The sequence below is a fragment of the Gloeotrichia echinulata CP02 genome (assembly GCA_038087035.1).
Classification (GTDB): Bacteria; Cyanobacteriota; Cyanobacteriia; order Cyanobacteriales; family Nostocaceae; genus Gloeotrichia; species Gloeotrichia echinulata.
Genome location: CP051187.1, coordinates 970,314 through 992,063, shown reverse-complemented (window position 1 = coordinate 992,063; position 21,750 = coordinate 970,314). Strand labels below are relative to the sequence as shown.

Annotated in this window: 18 protein-coding genes and 1 pseudogene; 11 read left to right on the top strand and 8 right to left on the bottom strand. The window is 43.2% G+C overall.

From position 1 onward, the window contains the following. The first annotated feature begins 51 nt into the window (after positions 1-51). Positions 52-1,257, top strand: coding sequence for an ISL3 family transposase (locus HEQ19_04495; GenBank protein WYL98891.1), 1,206 nt, complete (start codon positions 52-54; stop codon positions 1,255-1,257). Here HEQ19_04495 and HEQ19_04490 read toward each other — a convergent pair. The 6 genes and pseudogenes from HEQ19_04490 to HEQ19_04465 form a co-directional block, all read right to left on the bottom strand. Further along, positions 1,241-1,456 (bottom strand): SDR family NAD(P)-dependent oxidoreductase, encoded by a 216-nt coding sequence (locus HEQ19_04490; protein WYL98890.1) that lies wholly within the window; start codon positions 1,454-1,456, stop codon positions 1,241-1,243. The two genes, HEQ19_04495 and HEQ19_04490, sit on opposite strands and share 17 nt — an antisense overlap. Positions 1,457-1,540: 84 nt before the next feature. Beyond that, positions 1,541-1,939, bottom strand: a pseudogene (locus tag HEQ19_04485) (antibiotic biosynthesis monooxygenase). Between the two features lie 288 nt (positions 1,940-2,227). Continuing rightward, complete coding sequence (locus tag HEQ19_04480) at positions 2,228-2,578, bottom strand: DUF1257 domain-containing protein (GenBank protein ID WYL98889.1); 351 nt, start codon at positions 2,576-2,578, stop codon at positions 2,228-2,230. Positions 2,579-2,727: 149 nt separating this feature from the next. Next, on the bottom strand, positions 2,728-4,239 hold the full coding sequence (locus tag HEQ19_04475; GenBank protein ID WYL98888.1) for an AAA family ATPase: 1,512 nt from the start codon (positions 4,237-4,239) through the stop codon (positions 2,728-2,730). An 85-nt stretch (positions 4,240-4,324) separates the two neighbouring features. After that, positions 4,325-4,678, bottom strand: coding sequence for a hypothetical protein (locus HEQ19_04470; protein ID WYL98887.1), 354 nt, complete (start codon positions 4,676-4,678; stop codon positions 4,325-4,327). Positions 4,679-4,786: 108 nt separating this feature from the next. Further along, entirely contained in the window at positions 4,787-4,954 is a 168-nt protein-coding gene (locus tag HEQ19_04465; GenBank protein ID WYL98886.1) for a hypothetical protein, read from the bottom strand. A 138-nt stretch (positions 4,955-5,092) separates the two neighbouring features. Between HEQ19_04465 and HEQ19_04460 the strand changes: the two genes are divergently transcribed. From HEQ19_04460 to HEQ19_04450, 3 genes are all read left to right on the top strand, one after another. Continuing rightward, positions 5,093-5,623 (top strand): hypothetical protein, encoded by a 531-nt coding sequence (locus HEQ19_04460; GenBank protein WYL98885.1) that lies wholly within the window; start codon positions 5,093-5,095, stop codon positions 5,621-5,623. A gap of 312 nt (positions 5,624-5,935) precedes the next feature. Further along, positions 5,936-7,090 carry an NAD-dependent epimerase/dehydratase family protein gene (locus tag HEQ19_04455; protein ID WYL98884.1) on the top strand — a complete coding sequence of 385 codons (1,155 nt, stop codon included), beginning with the start codon at positions 5,936-5,938 and terminating at the stop codon, positions 7,088-7,090. 324 nt (positions 7,091-7,414) lie between these two features. Next, entirely contained in the window at positions 7,415-8,524 is a 1,110-nt protein-coding gene (locus HEQ19_04450; GenBank protein ID WYL98883.1) for a glycosyltransferase family 1 protein, read from the top strand. A 543-nt stretch (positions 8,525-9,067) separates the two neighbouring features. On the opposite strand, the gene tnpA is transcribed toward HEQ19_04450, so the two are convergent. After that, positions 9,068-9,499 carry an IS200/IS605 family transposase gene (gene tnpA / locus HEQ19_04445; GenBank protein ID WYM03252.1) on the bottom strand — a complete coding sequence of 144 codons (432 nt, stop codon included), beginning with the start codon at positions 9,497-9,499 and terminating at the stop codon, positions 9,068-9,070. Between the two features lie 281 nt (positions 9,500-9,780). Here tnpA and HEQ19_04440 point away from each other — a divergent pair, with 281 nt between their 5' ends. After that, positions 9,781-11,112: a transposase gene (locus HEQ19_04440; GenBank protein ID WYL98882.1), complete on the top strand. Its 1,332-nt coding sequence runs from the start codon at positions 9,781-9,783 to the stop codon at positions 11,110-11,112. A 104-nt stretch (positions 11,113-11,216) separates the two neighbouring features. Next, positions 11,217-13,844, top strand: coding sequence for a GAF domain-containing protein (locus HEQ19_04435; protein WYL98881.1), 2,628 nt, complete (start codon positions 11,217-11,219; stop codon positions 13,842-13,844). Between the two features lie 173 nt (positions 13,845-14,017). On the opposite strand, the gene HEQ19_04430 is transcribed toward HEQ19_04435, so the two are convergent. Then, entirely contained in the window at positions 14,018-14,278 is a 261-nt protein-coding gene (locus HEQ19_04430; protein ID WYL98880.1) for a hypothetical protein, read from the bottom strand. A gap of 1,095 nt (positions 14,279-15,373) precedes the next feature. Here HEQ19_04430 and purC point away from each other — a divergent pair. From purC to lpxA, 5 genes are all read left to right on the top strand, one after another. Then, positions 15,374-16,111, top strand: coding sequence for a phosphoribosylaminoimidazolesuccinocarboxamide synthase (gene purC, locus HEQ19_04425; protein WYL98879.1), 738 nt, complete (start codon positions 15,374-15,376; stop codon positions 16,109-16,111). A 121-nt stretch (positions 16,112-16,232) separates the two neighbouring features. After that, positions 16,233-18,659, top strand: coding sequence for a BamA/TamA family outer membrane protein (locus HEQ19_04420; GenBank protein WYL98878.1), 2,427 nt, complete (start codon positions 16,233-16,235; stop codon positions 18,657-18,659). A 241-nt stretch (positions 18,660-18,900) separates the two neighbouring features. Next, positions 18,901-19,749, top strand: coding sequence for a UDP-3-O-acyl-N-acetylglucosamine deacetylase (gene lpxC, locus HEQ19_04415; GenBank protein WYL98877.1), 849 nt, complete (start codon positions 18,901-18,903; stop codon positions 19,747-19,749). A gap of 71 nt (positions 19,750-19,820) precedes the next feature. Then, positions 19,821-20,348, top strand: coding sequence for a 3-hydroxyacyl-ACP dehydratase FabZ (gene fabZ / locus HEQ19_04410; GenBank protein ID WYM03251.1), 528 nt, complete (start codon positions 19,821-19,823; stop codon positions 20,346-20,348). 332 nt (positions 20,349-20,680) lie between these two features. Next, positions 20,681-21,496, top strand: coding sequence for an acyl-ACP--UDP-N-acetylglucosamine O-acyltransferase (lpxA, locus tag HEQ19_04405; GenBank protein WYL98876.1), 816 nt, complete (start codon positions 20,681-20,683; stop codon positions 21,494-21,496). Positions 21,497-21,750 lie beyond the last annotated feature (254 nt).

Genomic DNA, 21,750 nt, shown 5'->3' with positions numbered 1-21,750 from the left:
TGTTAAGATATTTTTTAATAATGTTTAATAAAATAAATTATGAAACGAATAATGACTCAACTCCTAAATTTGCCTGAAGTATTAGTAGAATCAAGCCTACAAGAGGGTCAAGTCCTAATTCTATCAGTAGGTAAAAAAGCGAAAAGTGCATCGTGCCCACACTGTGGTCAAAACTCAAGACATTTACATCAAAATCAAAAATGTTTAGTGAAAGATTTACCGATGGGGGATTTTGAAGTAATACTGAATGTCAATAGACGAAGATTCAAGTGTAAAAAATGCCGAAAAACATTTAATGAAAAGCTAGATTTTCTAGGAGCAAGAAAGAGGTATACATACCGATATGCGGAATATATTATCAAACAAGTGATTAATAGTAATGTAAGTAATGTGGCAAGAAATAATGGACTAACTAATGAAGAAGTCATATCAATGCTTGAAGATGTAGCTAAAAATGTGATGCCAATAGATGTCAAAGATTTAAGAAGATTAGGAATAGATGAAATTAGTTTGGTCAAAGGACAAGGAAAATTTATTGTCGTGCTAGTAGATATAGATTCAGGTAAATTGATAGGTTTAGTAAAAGAAAGAAAACAAATTGAAATCAAAAAAACCATGAGAATGTGGGGAGAAAAAGTTTTGTCACAAATAGAAGAAGTAAGTATTGATATGACAGGCAATTATAAATCTTTAATTGAGAAGATTTGTCCAAACGCCCTTGTAACGGTAGATAGGTTCCATGTTACTAAATTAGTACATGAAGAATTAAATCGAGCTAGGATAGCAGAAAAGAAAATAGCATCTGAGTTAAATGCCCCGGAAAGAAAAAAAGTATTTGAAAGTTTAAAAGGAAATAAATTTACAATTCTAAAAGCCGAGAATAAGCTCACCGAAAAGCAAAAAGATAAATTAAATAGAATTAAACAAGCTTCTCCTTTAATAGCTAGAATGCATTCATTAAAAGAAGATTTTCACAATTTATTTGAAGACAATAAAAATGTGGTAACGGGAACGCTAGAATTAATCAATTGGTTAAAAAAAGCTGAACCATATTATCAAAGAAGTGTGCAGACAATTAAACGGTGGTTTGGAGAAATAGTCGGATATTTTGAACGAAGGACTACCAGTGGAGTAGTAGAAGGAATAAATAATAAACTGAAGTTAATAAAGCGAAGTGGATTTGGATTTAGAAACTTTCGTAATTTTGAGATTAGAGCTTTACTTTCTTGGCATTATCCTATCAATTTAGCACGCTAAGTACGCAAGAGCCCAAATCTTCCCGATTGGTAATTGAACCTTGAATGGCAATACCACCTAACTCATTTGCTAAATCTAAAATACCAGGCGATCGCGCCATTAGTGAAACACGATAACCCCTTGCTGCTAACTCTCGCGCACAACCTGCACCAATTCCCCGACTAGCAGCCGTTATAATCGCAACTTTTTGTGAATTCATATTAGCCGATTTATCCGTCAGCATATTTTGGATTTTAAATTTTAGATGATAATATTTCCTCCAATATCTCAAATCTCAAATCTGTCATTTCGCATATAGCCACTTACTAAACAAACGGCTAACTCTAGGCATAACAACGTATGTCAACAGTAAAACCATAATAACGGTAATTATCAACGAAATAATTAAGGGAGGTAAACCACGAATTAGGGGAACTAAAAAAGTATTCAACAAATTAATCAACACAAATACAGACCCCCAAGTCAACAATGCTGTTTTATAACGTGGTGGAGTTTTCAAAGGTTTACCAGGTAGAGAAAACCAAGCTTCTAATCCACAAAGTTCCTGAACATAAGGGTCAGCTTCTACCAAATGTTTGCCTTGATTGAGCCAATATTCGCGATCGCCTGATGTCATCCACGCTTTCAAATTTTCATAGCCGTCAAACCGCAAAATAATCACATATTCATTTCTTACACCCGGTTATTTAAACTTCAGTGTTTTCATGCTAGTATTTTCCCATAAATCAACGGCAATATGCCGGCATAAAGAAATTAACAATTAGATGCTCGGACGAAGAATACGAAATGCTTGTAGAGTTCGGAAGCTAAAGAAAAGTCGCCCTTCTAGGGCGAGGCTTTAAACCCATTTCTTTGGTAAAGCAGCAAAAAATTGGCACTGAGAAATAAATCTCAGTCCCATAAAAAAAAGCGGGCTAACCGCTCTTAACTTGGTTAACCCGTGCAGCTTTGGGAACGCGCAGAGAAATTGTTATTGCAATACCAATTTCACATTGGCGTTTTGCAGACCGCGCTGTTTAACGTCAGCTAAGGTCTTGTTAACGGCATACTTTTGGTTAATGGAGTTGATCAACTCAGTTTGGTTGTGCTTCTTAGCTACGCCCCACAGGTCAGCGATTAGGTCAAAAGAACCATCGCTGTTGCGAGACCAACCGAGGTCATATTCGCCTTCCAATACTGCAACGATGTCAGAGCGTACACGCTGACCATTGTAACCACGAACATCAGCTTCAGTTTTCACGCTGATGCCGAGGTCGCGCAGGGAAGCCTTGAGGATTTCGGCGTCGGTGATCTTGGTGCGTAGTGTGCTGAAATGAGACATTTGGGTTTCCTCCAATGAGAAGATGAAGATGAGAACAACGACAACGGTTTGTTTGAGCTTAAGCCGCGCTTAGGTCGAGGCGGCCAGTTGGTCGAAACTGCTAGCTTTGGGTGCTAGCCTTTACCCCTGGGGTGAGCAGGGGAAAGCTTTTAAAACTCCATTCGCTGATATTCAGCAACGGAGGATGCTGCGGGACGTGCGCGCTGTCTGGCCCAGTCTCTCAGAGCTGTGACCTGTTCTTGCATCGTTCTAGACAGTGGCAAAGTTGCCTTCAGCGCAGCAATAATATCTAGTTGGGTGAACTCTCGATCTTGGGCAAAAGCTTCATACATTGCCGCAACAATCGCTTGTTCAATTTCTGCTCCAGAGAAGCCATCCGACATTTTGGCTAGTTGCTCAAGGTCGAATCGAGCAATGTCTTCACGCCGCTTTTGTAGGTGAATACTGTAAATATCCTGCCGTTCTTCCGGTGTGGGCAGATCCACAAAGAAAATCTCATCAAAGCGTCCTTTCCGCAAGAACTCCCCAGGTAAGCGTTCTACTCGGTTAGCTGTTGCCATCACAAACACTGGAGATTTCTTCTCTTGCATCCAAGTCAGGAAGGAGCCGAATATCCGACTGGAAGTCCCCCCGTCTGAATCACCAGAACCAGCACTACCAGCAAAGGATTTATCTAATTCATCGATAAACAGTATTGTTGGTGATATTGATTCTGCCGTCTTCAGTGCATTACGCAGATTTGCCTCACTCCGACCCACCATTGAGCCGTCGTAGACTCGCCCCATATCTAAGCGTAATATTGGTAAACCCCACAACCGAGACGTAGTTTTGGCAATCAACGACTTACCACAACCAGGAACTCCTAAAATCAACATTCCCTTTGGTTGAGGCAAACCATACTCTCTGGCTCTTTCAGTGAAAGCATTAGAGCGCTGCTTGAGCCATTTTTTTAGCTCCTCTAACCCACCTACAGCATCAATGGTTTCATCTTCTTCGATATATTCTAGTATACCATTGCGCCGAATTAATTGCTTTTTCTCCGATAAAACTATATCTACTTCATCTTCCGTTAGACGCCCTGTTGTTACCTGCGCCTTACGATAGACTTTTTCAGCTTCATCTTTAGTTAAGCCTAAAGCTGCTCGCAGAAGTTTTTCTCTCGCTTCGGTTGTCAGCCGTCGCCCACGATTTTGATCTAAATGGTGAGTTAAAACTTTATTCAACTCAGCCATATCAGGTAATGTAAAATCTAGAACAACAACTTCTTTTTCCAGTTCAATAGGCACTTGCTGCACAGGTGACATCAAAATAATGTTTTTCTGCATACCTTTGAAGCTGGCGATCGCATCACGTAACGATCTTGTTGTCGCCGGAGCATCAATAAAAGGATGTAAATCTTTAAGTATAAATATACCGGGTTCTTTATGTCGGATGATCCACTCAATCGCCGCCTCTGGCGAAACAGTATTGTGTGTGGGGACGTTCCGAGGTTGACCATACTCCACGATGCCGTGTGTTACTGTCCAAACAAATAATCGGCGTTGGGGCTTTAACAATTGGGCGATGGTCGAGATTGCTTGCTCTGCCCGCTCTTCCTCGGAGGTCACAAGGTAGATTAGAGGGTATTGAGCTTGAATTAGAATATTGAGCTCTTCTTTCATACATCGACCTACTTGAGACCTTAGTACAGTACAAACATCTTTTTGGTAACGACAAACGAATTAATTACTCATTCATCATTCTTATCTAGCAAGGAACTAATTCTTCCTCACCCTTGGGATGGGTTTCATCTTCTTCCAACTCATTAATCGAAAGATGCTCTTGACCAATTACTCCCGGCTGATGACCTAAGGTAACTAATTCCCCATCACGCAATACCAGCGAACTTTCACAACTTGGACATGAATATACTCTATGAGTTCTTCCATAAGCAGAAGCTTCTATCTCATCCACCAATTCGGAATTAGTCAAGTAAAAAACCAGGGCACGCTCCGCAAGGTCCGACATTGGTTCCGAATCAATAGCTGATCGAATTTTCAGTCTTTTGTGTAGTTCTGGCGATAAATACAAAGTAACCTTTTGCTTAGTTTGCGTTTGCATATAACTCTTAGATGGCCTTACCCGGGTATGTATATAACTTATCGAGTCTTTTAGAGATTGTCAAGACGGTAAAGCGTTTTGATGGCAATATTGTTACATTCCTTTACATTAGCTTGGGGATTGGGAGTTGGGAGTAATGAGTAATGAGTAATGAGTCAAGAGTAAATTAATCCAATCCCCAGTCCCCAATCCCCAGTCCCCAGTCCCCAGCGATGCACTGAGCTCGCCGAAGTGTCCCCAGTCCCCAATCCCCAGTCCCCAGTCCCCAATCCCCATTTCCCAGATTACTTATGCCTATTTGCACTAAGTATTAGACATAATTAAACCTAGCCATGTTTTTTCCATGCCCAATGCCCCATGACCCATGCCCTATGCCCTATGCCCTATGCTCCATATCCTATGCGCCACATAACAATGTCTACTGCTGCGGCTAAAACTTGTAGGTTCGAGCGAAGAATTTATAGTAGTGCCCAAAGCCTTGGCGGAGCGATCGCCCTATTGATGATGCTGTGGGGGTGTACGGCGACTGGTTTTAACGCTTCTGATCTCCCTTGGAAGACTTATAAAAATTCCCGTTACGGCTTTGAGTTGACCTATCCCAGCAATTGGACTTCATTACCAGCCCCAGCAAATGGGGATGGTATTGCCTTTGTATCACCGCAAAAAAACTCTGTCGAGCTTCGTTCATGGGCTGGTAATCGTCTACCAGAATCAAACAGCAAAGACCCGGAGGCAAAAACTACCATTAATCCCAACTTTGTGACCGCCCAAGGTGTATCTGGAGTGCTGGTTGTGGAAGTTGGTCAACAAGTAAGTTCCATGACGCTAACGCTGACTCACGGCCAAATAAAATATTATTTGCAAGCACGAAGTCAAAGCCAAGAATTTCAAGATTACTATCGGTTGTTTCACTACATCGCCCAGCAGTACCGCATTCCCAAGTAGGGGACTGGGGACTGGGGACTAGGGACTGGGGAAGATGGGGAGAATAATAACTCCTAATACCATTTCACCAAAACTCTGATACATATAGATTTCCCATAAGGGCACGGCATTGTTCCCTACCAACGTATTTGTATCATACTTGAATTGTAACGGTATAACTCCTAACTCATTACTCATTACTCCTTACTCATTACTCCTTACTCCAATCCCCAATCCCCGCAAAGCCCTTTAATGACTTCTGTCCCTTTTGGTCGGTGATAGGGAACCGAAACCTGATAAATTTTAGCTATCAGCGAGTAACAACTGGTAAAAATGAAAGTCCTGGTTATTGGTGGTGATGGGTATTGTGGTTGGGCTACCGCACTTTACCTTTCTAATCGAGGTTATGAAGTTGGGATTTTAGATAGTTTGGTGCGGCGACACTGGGATAACGAATTGGGTATAGAAACCCTGACCCCAATCGCCTCAATTCACCAACGTCTCCAGCGCTGGTACGATTTGACGGGTAAATCTATTGAGCTGTACGTTGGGGATATTACGAATTATGAATTTCTCAGTCAAACCCTACAGCAATTTCAGCCAAATGCGCTAGTCCATTTTGGGGAACAGCGTTCGGCGCCGTTTTCGATGATTGACCGTGAACATGCAGTTTTGACTCAAGTCAATAATGTCGTTGGCACCTTGAATTTGCTGTATGCCATGCGGGAAGATTTTCCAGATTGTCATCTGGTCAAGTTGGGGACAATGGGTGAATACGGTACACCCAACATCGATATAGAAGAAGGCTATATCACGATTGAACACAATGGACGCAAGGATACATTGCCTTATCCCAAGCAACCTGGTTCTATGTATCACTTAAGCAAAGTCCATGACAGTCATAATATCCACTTTGCTTGTCGGATTTGGGGATTGCGGGCGACTGACTTAAATCAAGGTATAGTTTACGGCGTCTTAACTGAAGAAACGGCCTTAGACGAACTGTTGATTAATCGCCTTGATTATGATGGCGTGTTTGGGACTGCTCTCAACCGCTTTTGCATTCAAGCAGCCATTGGACACCCCCTCACCGTCTATGGTAAAGGTGGGCAAACTCGCGGATTTTTGGATATTCGGGATACAGTGCGCTGTGTTGAAATTGCGATCGCTAATCCTCCTGAACCAGGTGACTTCCGCGTATTTAATCAATTTACCGAACAATTCAGCGTTGCTGATTTGGCAATGATGGTGAAACAAGCAGGGAACGCAATGGGTTTAAATATAGAAATCAATCATCTGGATAATCCGAGAATCGAAAAAGAAGAACATTATTTTCACGCCAAAAACACTAAATTACTCGATTTAGGTTTACAGCCTCACTATCTCTCTGATTCGCTACTCGATTCCCTGTTGAATTTTGCTATCAAATATCAGCAACGAGTTGATAAAAAGCAAATTGTTCCCAAAGTTTCCTGGCACAGGAAGTAGGGCTGGTGACTGAATTCAAATAATTATCTAAATTCTTGTCATGATTAGCTGACTTGAAAATAAGACCCCACCCCTAGCCCCTAAGCGCAAGCAAGGAGGGGAATAAGAATTTTGTTCATGCGTCCTGGTGTACGCCGGGAATCGCGGCTACTTAAATCTTTGACTCTTTTAGCTTGCTGATGAGTAGTCATAAGTCAATACTGCGTAGGTTTTGGAAATAAAATAGGCTAAAACCCTGGAAATCTCCTCGTTTACAACGCCAAATGAGGCAAAACTTACGCAATATTGAGTTATGAGTAGATTTTATATAACGGTTAACACTTTATGAGAATTGCTCTATTCACTGAAACCTTTTTGCCTAAAGTTGACGGTATTGTCACTCGCTTGCGCTACACAGTTGACCATTTACAGCGTTGTGGGAACCAAGTTCTGGTAATTGCCCCGGATGGTGGCATAACTGAATACAAAGGAGCTAAAGTTTATGGTGTATCGGGCTTTCCTCTACCATTGTATCCAGAGTTAAAAATAGCTCTACCCCGGCCAGAAATTGGTTCTCTTCTCCAAAAGTTTCAGCCAGATGTGATTCATGTCGTGAATCCAGCGGTTTTGGGATTAGCTGGGATATTTTATAGCAAAATTTTGAAAATTCCTTTGGTAGCGTCTTATCATACCCATTTGCCCAAATATCTCCAGCATTACGGCTTGGAACAGCTTGAAGGGTTATTGTGGACATTACTCAAATATGGTCATAATCAAGCCGCTTTGAATCTTTGTACCTCCACGGCGATGATTGAGGAATTGACAGCACAAGGGATTGAACGGGTGCATTTGTGGCAAAGAGGGGTGGATACAGAATTATTTCACCCACAACAGGCTAGTGTGGAAATGCGATCGCGTTTATCACAGAATCATCCCCAAAGTCCCTTGCTAGTATACCTTGGTCGTCTTGGTGCTGAAAAAGAAATTGAGCGCATCAAACCAATTTTAGCGGCAATTCCTACAGCACGTTTGGCATTGATAGGGGATGGACCCCACCGCCAAGTGCTACAAGAACACTTCGATGGCACAAATACCCATTTTGTCGGGTATCTCATGGGGAATGAGTTAGCCTCAGCTTTGGCCAGTGCTGATGTCTTTATCTTTCCTTCCCGCACTGAGACTCTAGGATTAGTGCTACTCGAAGCAATGGCTGCTGGTTGTCCAGTCGTGGCCGCCCGTTCTGGTGGAATTCCAGATATTGTCACAGACGGCGTTAATGGATATCTTTTTGAGCCAACAGCAGATATTCAAGATGTCAGCGCACTAGTTCTTCGCCTGTTAGAAAATCAACAAAAAAGAGATATAATCCGGGAAAATGCCCGCCAGGAAGCCCAAAGGTGGGGATGGGCAGCGGCAACACGGCAGCTACAAGATTACTATAAGCAGGTTATATAGCAATACAGGGATGTTAGGCTCGAATGATATACACTTACGGGGCACGGCATCCAAAATTTTTTCTTCTAATGACAATTTTATTCGTGCCGTGCCCCTACTACTGTGTCAATTTTGTTTTGAGGGATTTTTGGTAGTGTGAGCGTCTCGCTCACGCGGGCAAGATGCCCGCACTACAGTCCATCATTTTTATCTTGACAGAGTACTACGAAAATTTTCCATATTTACCCAGATATACACACAATTTATCGAGCAGCCGCTAACCCTCTATTCGCCAGCAGCATCATTCAAGCAGTCGGGGAGCTTGTAGCCGTTAAAAATTAACGTGGTGGACTACCATATGATAATAATGTAGCAAATTTTGCTTAAGTATGTGCCACCCCACCCTACAGATAATTAAATTTGCTCAAAAATTAACGTAGCGCGAAAGTCCCCACCTTCAGCGTACTCGCAAGGTGGGGATGAATAGCGGGCTGCGACGATTGCATCTATGACCAAAATCGACCGCAAGGTTGATAAGGGAATGGATGTATGAGGAGTAGCCATTCATTCATTTGGGGATTCTTGAGATTGTATATATTGCTTGATTTTTTCAATTGGTGCGCCGCCAGTAGAAGAGACATAATATGAACTAGACCAAAAAACAGGTTGACGATAAAAATTAGATAGATGTTCTGAGAATTCTTTCTGAATAATTCTGCTTGATGCTGATTTTAGACTACCTACAAGAACGGATAAGTTGTTATCTGGGTGGAAATCAACTAGCAAATGAACATGATCCACTTCGCCTGAAAACTCGATTAGTCTGCACTTGGTTTTTCTACAGACATTTGCAAATATTTCTGGCAACCGTTCCAACATTGAAGCGGTTATTGTTTTGCGTCTGTACTTGGTTACAAACACAAAATGTTGGCGAATAGAGAAAACAGAATGAGAGCCTTTTCTGGGAAGAACTTGACCAAAGAGGCGGAGGGGCAGGGAGCAGGGAGCAGGGGGAGCAATCCCTGTCCCGTTCGCGGAGCGTCTCGCAGAGAAGCCGTGAAGCGGAGCGGAACATGGGTATCTTCGCGGAGCGTCTCGAAGAGAAGCCCCGCCCTTCTAGGGCGCTCTTACTGGGGCGGAGTACAAGCTCCGTCTCAGTTTTCCCCCTTGCTCCCTGCCCCCTGCTCCCCTGCCTCTTTTGACAAGCCTATAGGTCAACTGTAATATCATAGAATAAATGTAAAAAGGAGGCAAATAAATCAGTGGCTACAAGACGGATGACTTTCAGGTTATACCCAAATAAGCAGATAGAGAAGTCTTTGCGGTATCACCGAAAGCTCCATAAAGACTTGTATAATGCTGCTATTTATAACAGATTCACTCAATATCAAAAGTTCAACCACAAGGTTGATTATTTTGAACAACAGAATTGTTTGCCAGAGTTCAAAGAAGTTTGGATAGAGTATAAAGAAATCAATTCACAAGCTCTACAAGCAACTTTAAAACGTGTTGATTTTGCTTTCCAACGCTGGTTTGTAGGATTGGGTAAACGCCCTAAATACAAGTCAATTCGCCATTATTCTGGTTGGACATATCCAGCTAAAACTGGTTATTCTGTAGAATCTAATGGCGAAAATGGGTATTTGAATCTGTCTAAAATTGGACGAATTCAAATGAGGGGTAAAGCTAAGTATTGGGGTAAACCAACTACTTGCACAATTGTTTACAGAAATGGTAAATGGTACGCATCAATCACAATTGATGCTTTAGACCAAGTTCTCAAGCCAGAAATTTTACCAACGGGTGCTATTGGTATAGATTTAGGATGTAAAGCAGCATTGTCAATTACTGATGGCGAAAATCATCAACAGATTGAAGCGCCAAAGTTTTTGAGGAATGCTGAACAGAAAATAAAAAAAGCGTCTAAAGAGAAGAGACGCAAACGCGCACCAAATAGAAAGAAAAAAATTAAAGCTTCTAGAAGATGGAAAAAATCCCAAGCTAAGGTTAGCAAGATAACTCGCAAGGTTGCTAATCAAAGACAGAATTGGGTGCATCAAGTTGCAGCAGAAATAGTCAGCGGTAATAGCTTCGTTGCAACTGAAAAACTAGAAGTAAAGAAGATGACCAGCAAGGCTAAAAAAGGTAAGCGCAAGAAGCAAAAATCGGGTTTGAATAAGTCAATACTTGACGTAGGTTTTGGGATGCTACGCGATACTGTCAAATACAAAGTAGAACAAATTGGTGGTGTATTTGTAGAAGTTCCAACCCTGAAGGTAAGGCCTAGCCAAACCTGTCCAAAGTGCGGTCATCAACATAAGAAAACACTTGATATTAGAGTTCACGAGTGTGGTGTTTGTGGATACCGTCAGGACAGAGATATTGCTGCTGCCGAGGTAATGCTTTACTGGGCTAAAGGCACTCTACCGGAGTCAGGAACTGGCTTCGTAGGCGCAGAGCCATCTAGCTCTACTTCATGTACTCGCAAAAAAGCGGGAAGCATGAAGCAACTAGGGGCAAAGAAGCGTCAAAAATCTACAGAAAGCTTTGCTAGAAACGAACTGAGGGACGTAGAAACCCACAGTTCAGGCGGAGCCAACTGTGGGTAGTTCATCCCGGATTCCTATATATACTAGTTCAATATGAACTTACTGTTTCAGCAACCCCGCAAAATTTAGAATCTAAAATCTAAAATCTAAAATCTAAAATTCACATGACACTTCCCAATCCCGGTAGCGTCCTGACGACATTAACTGAACTGACACAAGTTAATCGCACCCAAGCCTTATTAAGTCGTGTTAAAGACTTTTCTGTTAACGAATTTATCTGCTTACTTGATTTTATCACGGCTGAGTTCCAGCAATTTCTCAGAGCAATTGATCTGATCAATAATGAAGCTCTAGAAACTATGTTGGAGAAGGTTCTAGAAGCTATCACTCTCAAAATTGGTCAAATTCTCCAAGCAGAACACACAGCTATTTTTTTAGTAGACTATGACAAAAATCATCTGTGGTCAAAAGTCCCCCAAGATAATACCCAAAGATCCTTAGAAATTCGCTCTCCCATTACAGTTGGCATTCCTGGACATGTTGCTAGTACAGGTCAATATCTAAATATATCAGATACCTCTACTCACCCCCTATTTAGCCCAGAATTAGAAAAGCAAATGGGCTACAAAATCCGCAATATTTTATGTATGCCGGTGATGAGTAGTAAAAATCAGACTGTCGCGGTAGTACAACTGGCAAATAAAGCTGGAAATCTGATTTTTGATGAAGATGATGAGGCACGGTTTCGAGATTTTGCTTCTTCTATTGGCATTATTCTGGAAACCTGTCAGTCTTTTTATGTAGCAGCTCGCAATCAACGAGGTGCAACGGCTCTTTTGCGAGCAACTCAGACGTTGGGGCAAAGTTTAGATTTAGAAGCAACTTTGCAGATAGTTATGGAGCAAGCCCGAATTTTAATGCAAGCAGACCGTAGCACGCTGTTTTTGTATCTTAAAGAAATGGGCGAACTTTGGACAAAGGTCGCAGCAGCGGCTGATGGTACAAACTTGAGGGAAATTCGCATTCCTTGCAACCGGGGAATTGCTGGCTATGTGGCTTCTACTGGTGAAGCTGTAAATATCTCCGATGCTTACAAAGACCCCCGTTTTGACCCCAGTACAGATAGAAAAACTGGGTATATAACTCGTAATATTCTGTGTTTACCAGTGTTTAATTCGGCAAATGAATTGATTGGGGTTACACAGTTAATTAATAAGCAAAAAGGTAGTTTTACTGCCTCAGATGAAGAATTTATGCGGGCTTTTAATATTCAAGCTGGAATTGCTTTAGAAAATGCTCGTTTGTTTGAAAATGTTTTATTAGAAAAACAATATCAAAAAGACATTCTCCAAAGTCTGTCAGATGCGGTAATTTCTACAGATATGGCAGGTCGGATTGTCACAATTAATGATGCTGCTTTGGAGTTACTTGGTTGTCCCTTGGGGGAGGCTAACACTAAAAGCCACAAGCTTTTGTGGGAACAAAATTTGATTAATCGCTTAGTTTGGGAGGTTGTGCCGATTGAAAATTTGCAAATGCGCCTGGAAGATAGTTTAAAATTTGCGGCAAAACATTATGTCCCAGAGCAAAGTTTGAATGTGGGATTGCATCAATTGAGTACTGAGTGTCTAACTGCGAATGAAACTCAGGATTCAGGACTTAATCACAGTCATAACTCTAAGTCAGCAGAGTCGCCAACTCAGCATTCAATTTTAGTAGTGCGCGATCGCACCAATCCAGATGTTTTTATCCCCTGGAATCAATCCTTGACTCCCGAATCTCAACTTTTGAGTGCTAGTGAGGTGCAAAAATTAGAACGCAGCATCAATCTCACTGTCAATCCCTTGACTAACCCAGAAGGCGGTGTACGCGGTGGTTTGGTGGTGTTGGAAGATATTAGTCAGGAAAAACGGATGAAAACTACTATGTACCGCTACCTGACCCCCCATGTCGCTGAACAAGTTATGGCTTTGGGGGAAGATGCTTTAATGGTCGGTGAGCGCAAAGAAGTTACTATCTTGTTTTCTGATATCCGAGGCTACACTACCCTTACGGAAAATCTCGGAGCGGCTGAGGTGGTATCGCTGCTTAATCAGTATTTTGAAACAATGGTGGAAGCGGTTTTTAACTACGAAGGTACCCTGGATAAGTTTATTGGTGATGCTTTGATGGCTGTATTTGGTGCCCCCCTACCGTTGATAGAAAATCATGCTTGGCGGGCTGTACAGGCGGCTTTGGATATGCGCCAACGACTCGCGGAATTTAATCGACGGCGGATTATTCAGGCGCAGCCACAAATTAATATTGGCATTGGAATTAGTTCTGGAGAAGTGGTTTCGGGTAATATCGGTTCCCAAAAACGAATGGATTACACCGTTATCGGCGACGGTGTAAATCTCAGTTCCCGATTGGAAGGAGTTACAAAAGAATATCATTGCGATATTATTTTAAGTGAATTTACTTATAAATTATGCAGCGATCGCATCTGGGTGCGTCAGTTAGATAAAATTCGCGTCAAAGGTAAACATGAAGCGGTGAATATTTACGAGTTAATTAGCGATCGCACTACTCCCCTAGACCCCACCATCGAAGAGTTTTTATCCCATTATGATATAGGACGTGCTGCTTATGTCTCTGGTGACTTTACACAAGCGATCGCCTGTTTTGAAGCCGCCAAAAACATTCGACCCCAAGACCAAGCTGTTCGTATTCATCTAGAACGCGCTCATAATTACCAGCAAACTCCACCCCCAGACTCTTGGGATGGCGTCTGGACCATGATTGCGAAGTAGTTATGTCAAACGTCAAGCGTCAAACGTCAAGCGTCAAGGGTGAATAGCGCTAAGTTAAGATACTAGGACTTACGCATTGACAAAAAACACAAAATATGAGATGCAAAAAAACCGGAGATTTCGTAGGGGTTTAGCATTGCTAAACCCCTACAACGCGGGTCTGTTTACCATCCTCAACCTTCAATTTCCCCATCGTTATCTTGAAAGGGGTCTTCGCCAATTTTTAGTTGTTTTTTTGTCCGTTTCAACTGTTTCCATAACGCCTTAATTTGTGCGTAAGCTTCCCCTGGCGGTAGTTTTCCACCTGTTTCTAAGTTACAGATGTAACTCACTCGCTGGGCAAATTCTTGTAGATTCGCATTGAAAACCAAGTTTTCTGGCTTTACTTGGCCATAGTAGCGACCACGAGGATAGAGAAAATCATCTTTATTCATTTATTTTTTTCTCCAGTTATTTAATGGTGCGATCAGGAGTAACCAACTATACCCAAATTGGAGCAATGCTGCACTTCGTGAGAATTGGGGGCAATTCGTAATAATATATACTTTACCTAATTCCGAAATTTTCTTACAGGATCAATAATTATTCATAGAACCTCGTGGGATGCGGGAAACTCAGCGTCTTTAGACCTGAGAGGGAAGCGACTCGGCGACTTTAGTCGCAGTCAATCTTGTTGATCCATTACCGCCTTGGGATTGTTTAATTTGGTGTGCTTTTGTATTGCACTTTCAATGGGACAATTACCATTTCAAATCTCCCAATCCTGTACGCATAACGGTTTTGCTCCGTTCGCGCAGCGTGGCGCAGCCAGGAGCCACCCTTTCGGGGTAAAGTTAGCTTCGACCAGTTATAAGAGCTTGTTAGGCTTGCAACACTGTTCCAGTGACCTTAGAACTGTTTAATCACAAGCGACAGAGCAGGGAACTAGCTAGCCTTCGGCAACGCCAAGGGCGAACGCATTCCGAGGTGTCGTGACTCAAATAACGGCTACCTATTGCTAGGTGGTCTGGTCAGCACAGCTTGCTTGATTTCTCTTACAAGCTCAGTCCTTTAGGACTGGGTTGCTGACACCCACGGTTGACGGTTGACTCCCCATCACCCCCTTTCCCCCTCTACTCATCGAAATATTGGGTAGAAACCCCGTCCTATAAGGACGGCTTGATCATCCCTTGCGGGATCTAGTTTTTGAGTGGAGATAATCCCAGGAACTAGAAAACCTGTTTAAGTCCCTTCGCCCAACGCAGCTAAGATGTCCTTTCTACAAGCAACCGAGCCAATCGGTTTTAAAGATAGTCCGAACTAGGGAAGTATTCGGAAGTTTGTACCAAGCTGAGTCTCAAAGGGCTATTCACTTCTTACGTTGGAATAATTGGCTATTCCAATCCCCGTTCTTTGAGGACGGGGTTAGTGAAATCTCCATCTCGCCTTGGCTTGCGGATGAGTAATAGCTAATGACGAATAACTAAAGATAAAATGGTTTAGCCTAAAAGGACAAAAGCTCCCTCTCACCTAAAACTTTATCTCTCGCCATGTCTGTTCATTCCAAGCTCTACGAAGGCAAAGCCAAAATTCTCTATACAACGGACAATCCAGAAGTATTATTGGCTGATTTCAAAGATGATGCCACTGCCTTTAATGCCCAAAAACGGGGTAGTATCGTCGGCAAAGGGCATATTAATTGTAGCATTTCCAGTAAATTATTTCAAGAACTAGAGGTGCATGGTATTAAAACTCACTTTATAGACAGCCCAGCCCCAAACCAAATGCGGGTGAAGGCTGTGACGATATTACCATTAGAAGTTGTCGTCAGAAATATTGCTGCTGGTAGTCTGTGTAAACAAACAGGATTACCACTGGGTCAGGTTCTCAAACAACCCTTGGTAGAGTTTTATTATAAAAATGACGACTTAGGCGATCCGTTATTGACACGCGATCGCCTCTACCTGATGGAACTAGCCACAGCGGAACAAGTTGACGCCATTACTCATCTAGCATTGCAAATCAATCAATTTCTCAAGGATTTTTGGCAGCGGTGCGGTATTACTTTAGTAGACTTCAAACTAGAGTTTGGTTTGGACTCACAACAGCAGTTACTCTTGGCAGATGAAATTAGCCCTGATACTTGTCGTTTATGGGACACCCTAGAAGCAGACCCTAACCGCCGAGTTATGGACAAAGACCGTTTCCGCCAGGATTTAGGAAATATTGAAAATGCCTACCAGGAGGTATTACAAAGGGTATTACAAGTTGTAGACAGTAAAAATTAAATGTCAAAGGTAACAACTAAAAAACCTCAAAAGTAAAAAATGATGTTTTTATTTTTACCTTTGATATGAGAGCATAATTGCTTTGTGATGGTGTGTGGATGTGAAGAGGAAAATAACTAAAATGCGTTTATATCCTATATTGGTGGCAGCAGTAGCAATTGCGGCCCCTGTGAGTGGCTCACTAAGTGCAAATGCACAAACCGCTGACAGTTCAAAACAGACAACAGAGGGTTTCACACTAACGACAAATCAACAGTCCCAAAAGGACAGTGATCCAGATTACTCTCATGAAAACCGAGAATCTGGCTTGCAGTCTAGGGGCGCTAGTGAACTTGAGGGTTTACAGAACCGGGCGATCGCCACCTCCCCAATAAATTCAGCAGTTGAGGGTTTACAGAACCGGGCGATCGCCACCTCCCCAATAAATTCAGCAGTTGAGGGTTTACAGATCCGGGCGATCGCCACCTCCCCAACAAATTCAGCAACGACGACGCCAACCAAAGTACAAATTTCGCAAACAACCCCAAAACCGAAACCCGTAACGCCAACAGTCCCAAAACCGGCGCCTGGAGCAAAACCCGCACCCAATCCGCCTACAGGTACTCAAAAACCAAAACCATCGCCAACACCAAGCCCCACTCCCAGTCAAGATAATCCCAACCCACCTGTAGGGACACCTGTATTCCCCACAACCCCAGAAACATCAGACACGGCCGAACCCCGCGTACTAGTATCAGAGGTAGCGGTAAAATCTGAGACAGGCCAACTTTCACGGGAACTGGAAGACCAAGTTTATAAAGTAATTCGTACCCAAGCGGGAAGGACAACCACCCGTTCTCAGCTACAAGAAGATATTAATGCTATCTTTGGCACTGGGTTCTTTTCCAATGTCCAAGCCCAACCAGAAGATACCCCATTGGGAGTGCGCGTCAGCTTTGTTGTCCAGCCTAACCCCACCCTGACCAAGGTACAAATTCAAGCCAATCCTGGCACCAGTGTTGCCTCCGTATTACCTGCCAACACAGCAGATGAAATATTTCGCGAACAGTATGGGAAAATACTTAATTTACGCGACTTACAGGAAAGCATTAAGAAATTAACTAAGCAGTATCAAGATAAAGGCTACGTATTGGCGAACGTAATTGGATCGCCGCAGGTGTCAGAGACGGGAGTTGTTACCCTCCAAGTAGCGGAAGGGGTAGTCGAAGACATTAGAATCCGGTTTCGGAATAAAGATGGACAAGAAACAGACGATAAAGGAAAACCCATCCGGGGTCGGACACAGGAATACATTATTAAACGAGAAGTGGAGTTGAAACCAGGACAAGTATTCAACCGCAACACAGTCCAAAAAGACCTGCAGCGAATATTTGGGCTGGGATTATTTGAAGATGTCAACGTCTCTCTTGACCCGGGAACTGACCCCAGCAAGGTGAATGTAGTTGTCAACGTGGCTGAACGCAACAGCGGCTCTATTGCTGCTGGGGCGGGGATTAGTTCTTCCAGTGGACTATTTGGCACCATCAGTTATCAAGAGCAAAACCTCAACGGTAGAAACCAAAAATTAGGGACAGAAATCCAGGTGGGACAACGGGAATTGCTGTTTGACCTCCGCTTTACAGATCCGTGGATTGACGGAGATATTTACAGAACTTCTTACACAACTAATCTTTTCCGCCGCAGCTCGATTTCCTTAATTTTTGATGGTAAAGATAACAACATTGAGACTTATACACCAGGTGGCACCGGGGGCGATCGCCCCCGTGTTTTGCGGTTAGGTGGCGGTGTCACCTTTACCCGTCCCCTCAGCCCCAATCCCTACCAATTTTCCGAATGGACGGCTTCAGCAGGCTTGCAGTATCAACGAGTTTCCACCCGTGATGCTGATGGTAATGTCAGAACTCAAGGAACAGTGTACCGAAATGGCGTGCCCTCACAATTAGTTCCCCTGAGTCAATCAGGCACAGGTCAAGACGATTTACTCCTATTGCAATTTGGCGCACAGCGCGATGCTCGTAATAATCCCTTGCAACCTACCAGCGGGAATTACCTCCGTTTTGGCCTCGATCAGTCTTTGCCCATAGGACAAGGTAATATTTTTCTCACTAGGTTAAAGGGTAGCTATAGCCAATATATTCCCGTACAGTTAATTAGTCTGGGCAAAGGACCACAAACCCTGGCGTTTAACATCCAAGGTGGAACTGTGTTGGGAGACTTACCCCCCTATGAAGCCTTTACCCTTGGTGGTAGCAACTCCGTTCGCGGTTATGAAGACGGAATATTAAGCAGCGGACGCAGTTATGTGCAAGCTTCATTAGAATACCGCTTCCCAGTTATCTCAATAGTCAACGGCGCACTATTTTTTGATTTTGGTAGTGATTTAGGAAGCAGTACCGCAGCCGGTGAGATACTCAACAAAAACGGTACAGGCTACGGTTATGGTGTTGGTGTTCGCGTCCAGTCGCCACTGGGGCCAATTCGCATTGACTACGGTATCAACGACGAAGGTAGTAGCCGGATCAATTTTGGTATTGGCGAAAGATTTTAAATTAGTCAAGAGTCCAAAGTCAAGAGTCCAAAGTCCAAAGTCAAGAATTTTGACTTTTGACCCTTGATTATTGACCCTTGACTTTTTACCAATCTGTTTTCCCGTTATCTTGCTAATTTTTACTTTTACCTCAATACTGGTCAGATAAAGCAATCAGTGACAGTGTTAGGTGCGGTTCTGAGGTTTTGCTAAATCTGAAGAAGATGAATAATAGTAGCCAAAATATATTGATTTTTTACCTATGCCACAACACACCTTAGCTGCAGAAATAACCCAAACTGGAGTGGGGCTGCATAGCGGTGTGAGTACCCACGTTCGGATACTACCAGCCGAGGCGGGCAAGGGGCGTTATTTTGTACGGGTGGATTTACCAGATGTGCCAATCATTCCGGCACAAGTTGCAGCTGTTAGTCAGACTTTGCTCTCGACTCAGTTGGGTAAAGATGCGGCCAGCGTTCGCACGGTCGAGCATTTGTTGGCCTCCCTTATGGGTATGGGTGTGGATAACGCCCGGATTGAAATTGATGGACCAGAAGTGCCGCTTTTGGACGGTTCGGCCAAGCTGTGGACAGAAAGCATCACAGCAGCTGGCTTAGTTTCACAACCTGTGACCGACGACGAAGTACCCCTGGCTATTTCTGAGCCAATTTGGGTCTATCAGGGTGATGCCTTTGTTTGTGCCCTCCCTGCGCCAGAAACTCGTTTTAGCTACGGTATTGACTTCGATCTGCCTGCTATTGGTAATCAATGGCACAGTTGGTCACGGGGTGCTGATCTAGAAAATGCCTCTGCTAGCTTCGCTGCAGAAATTGCTCCCGCCCGCACTTTTGGGTTACTGCATCAAATCGAACATCTACAGCAATCAGGGTTAATCAAAGGTGGTAGCTTGGATAACGCCCTGGTTTGTGGCCCTGAAGGTTGGATCAATCCATCCTTAAGATATGCAAATGAGCCAGTACGTCATAAAATCTTGGATTTAGTAGGAGATTTGAGTTTATTAGGAATTTTGCCCTGCGCTCATTTCTTAGGGTATAAAGCCAGCCATAATTTACATATTCAACTGGCTTTGAGAATTTTAGATTTGAGATGAAATCCAAAATCCTCAAGGGGCTTCAACCCCAGCCTACTGAATTTCCAGATTCAACATCAACCACACTGCCAATGTCAATCCTCACCGAACCCAATACCATCAATACGACCGCACCTGCATCTACCGAAAATCAGGCTGATGATGAAAATACTACACCAGAAACTAAAATCACTTTCACATCTGAAGAAATTCAGAAGCTTCTACCCCATCGCTATCCCTTTTTACTTGTAGACCGGATTATTGACTACGTACCAGGAAAACGAGCTGTGGGCTTGAAAAACGTCACTGTTAATGAACCCCATTTTCCCGGACATTTCCCTCAACGTCCACTGATGCCTGGTGTGCTAATTGTCGAAGCAATGGCACAAGTAGGCGGTATCGTCTTGACACAATTGCCCGAAATGGAAGGAGGATTGTTCGTGTTTGCTGGTATCGATAAAGTCCGCTTCCGTCGCCAAGTAGTACCGGGGGATCAGCTGATAATGACTGTGGAACTGTTGTGGGTTAAACAACGTCGATTCGGTAAAATGCAAGCCCGTGCTGAAGTTGACGGACAGATCGCTACTGAAGGCGAACTAATGTTTTCCCTTGTAAACTAAAATTTGCTTTAGTGGTGATTGGCACAGCCGTGAAGTGCCCTTACTGAATCCTGAAAAAAGATAGCAGTAAAACAAGTAAGCCACAATAGCATTAGCATTGTATGATTTGTTGATTTTCGCCGCCCTCACACACACACTTTGCTCTGCCCGACACTTTCGGTCACTCAATTTTGGATTTTGGATTTTGGATTTTGGATTTTGGATTGTCTCCACGGATGTAGGCGCAGCCTGGCCACAGGGCAAACTAGATTCCAATACCAGAAACATCTAAACTTGTTGCGGCCACTGAATAGTTAAAGTTCAGCACTCAAGACAGTTCTGGAGATTCACCCTTGAAGACGCTTATTCATCCAACTGCTGTAGTTCATCCTAACTCGGAACTCCATCCATCAGTGCAAGTCGGTGCCTATGCTGTGATTGGAGCGCATGTCAAAGTTGGCCCGGAAACTATTATTGGCGCTCATGTAGTGCTAGAAGGGCCATGTGAAATTGGGGCGCGAAATCAGATTTTTGCAGGAGCAGCCATCGGTATGGAACCCCAGGATCTCAAGTTTGTGGGAGAACCTAGTTGGGTCAAAATCGGCGACAATAATCAGATTCGCGAATACGTCACCATTAACCGCGCCACTGGTGCCGGGGAAGCCACGGTGATTGGTAATGGTAATCTGTTGATGGCTTATGTCCACGTAGCTCACAACTGTATAATTGAAGATCATGTTATAATTCCTAACTCCGTGGCTCTGGCGGGTCATGTCTATATAGAATCACGCGCTAGGCTGGGTGGGGTTTTAGGAGTTCATCAATTTGTACGTATTGGTAGACACGCGATGATTGGGGGGATGGCACGCATTGACCGCGATGTGCCGCCATATATGTTAGTGGAGGGGAATCCCGCGCGGGTGCGGACTCTTAACCTTGTAGGACTTAAACGTTCTGGAATGGACCTAGCCACCTTACAAACCCTGAAAAAAGCCTTCCGGATTCTCTATCGCTCTAACTTAAGCTTTAAAGAAGCTTTAGAACAGCTAGAACAGTTAGGGGATATCGAACAGCTACAACACCTGCGTCGCTTCCTACTCCTTTCTCAAATGCCCGGAAGACGTGGTTTAATTCCTGGAAAGGGGAAACCAAGCGCGAGTGATGAATGATGAGTTACGAGTTACGAGTTATAAGTTATGAGTGTTGAGTTATGAGTGTTGAGTTATGAGTTATGAGTTATGAGTTGTACAAACTCCTAACTCCTAACTCCAAAATTTAAACTCGCAATTCCCAAATGCAAACTCGAAATTCCACACTCAAAATTACCAACTTCTAACTCTTAACTCCCAACTCCTAACTCCTAACTTTTACCAAAGAAATGGGTTGAAATCCTTGCCCTAGAAGGGCGCTTTTGATATAAATA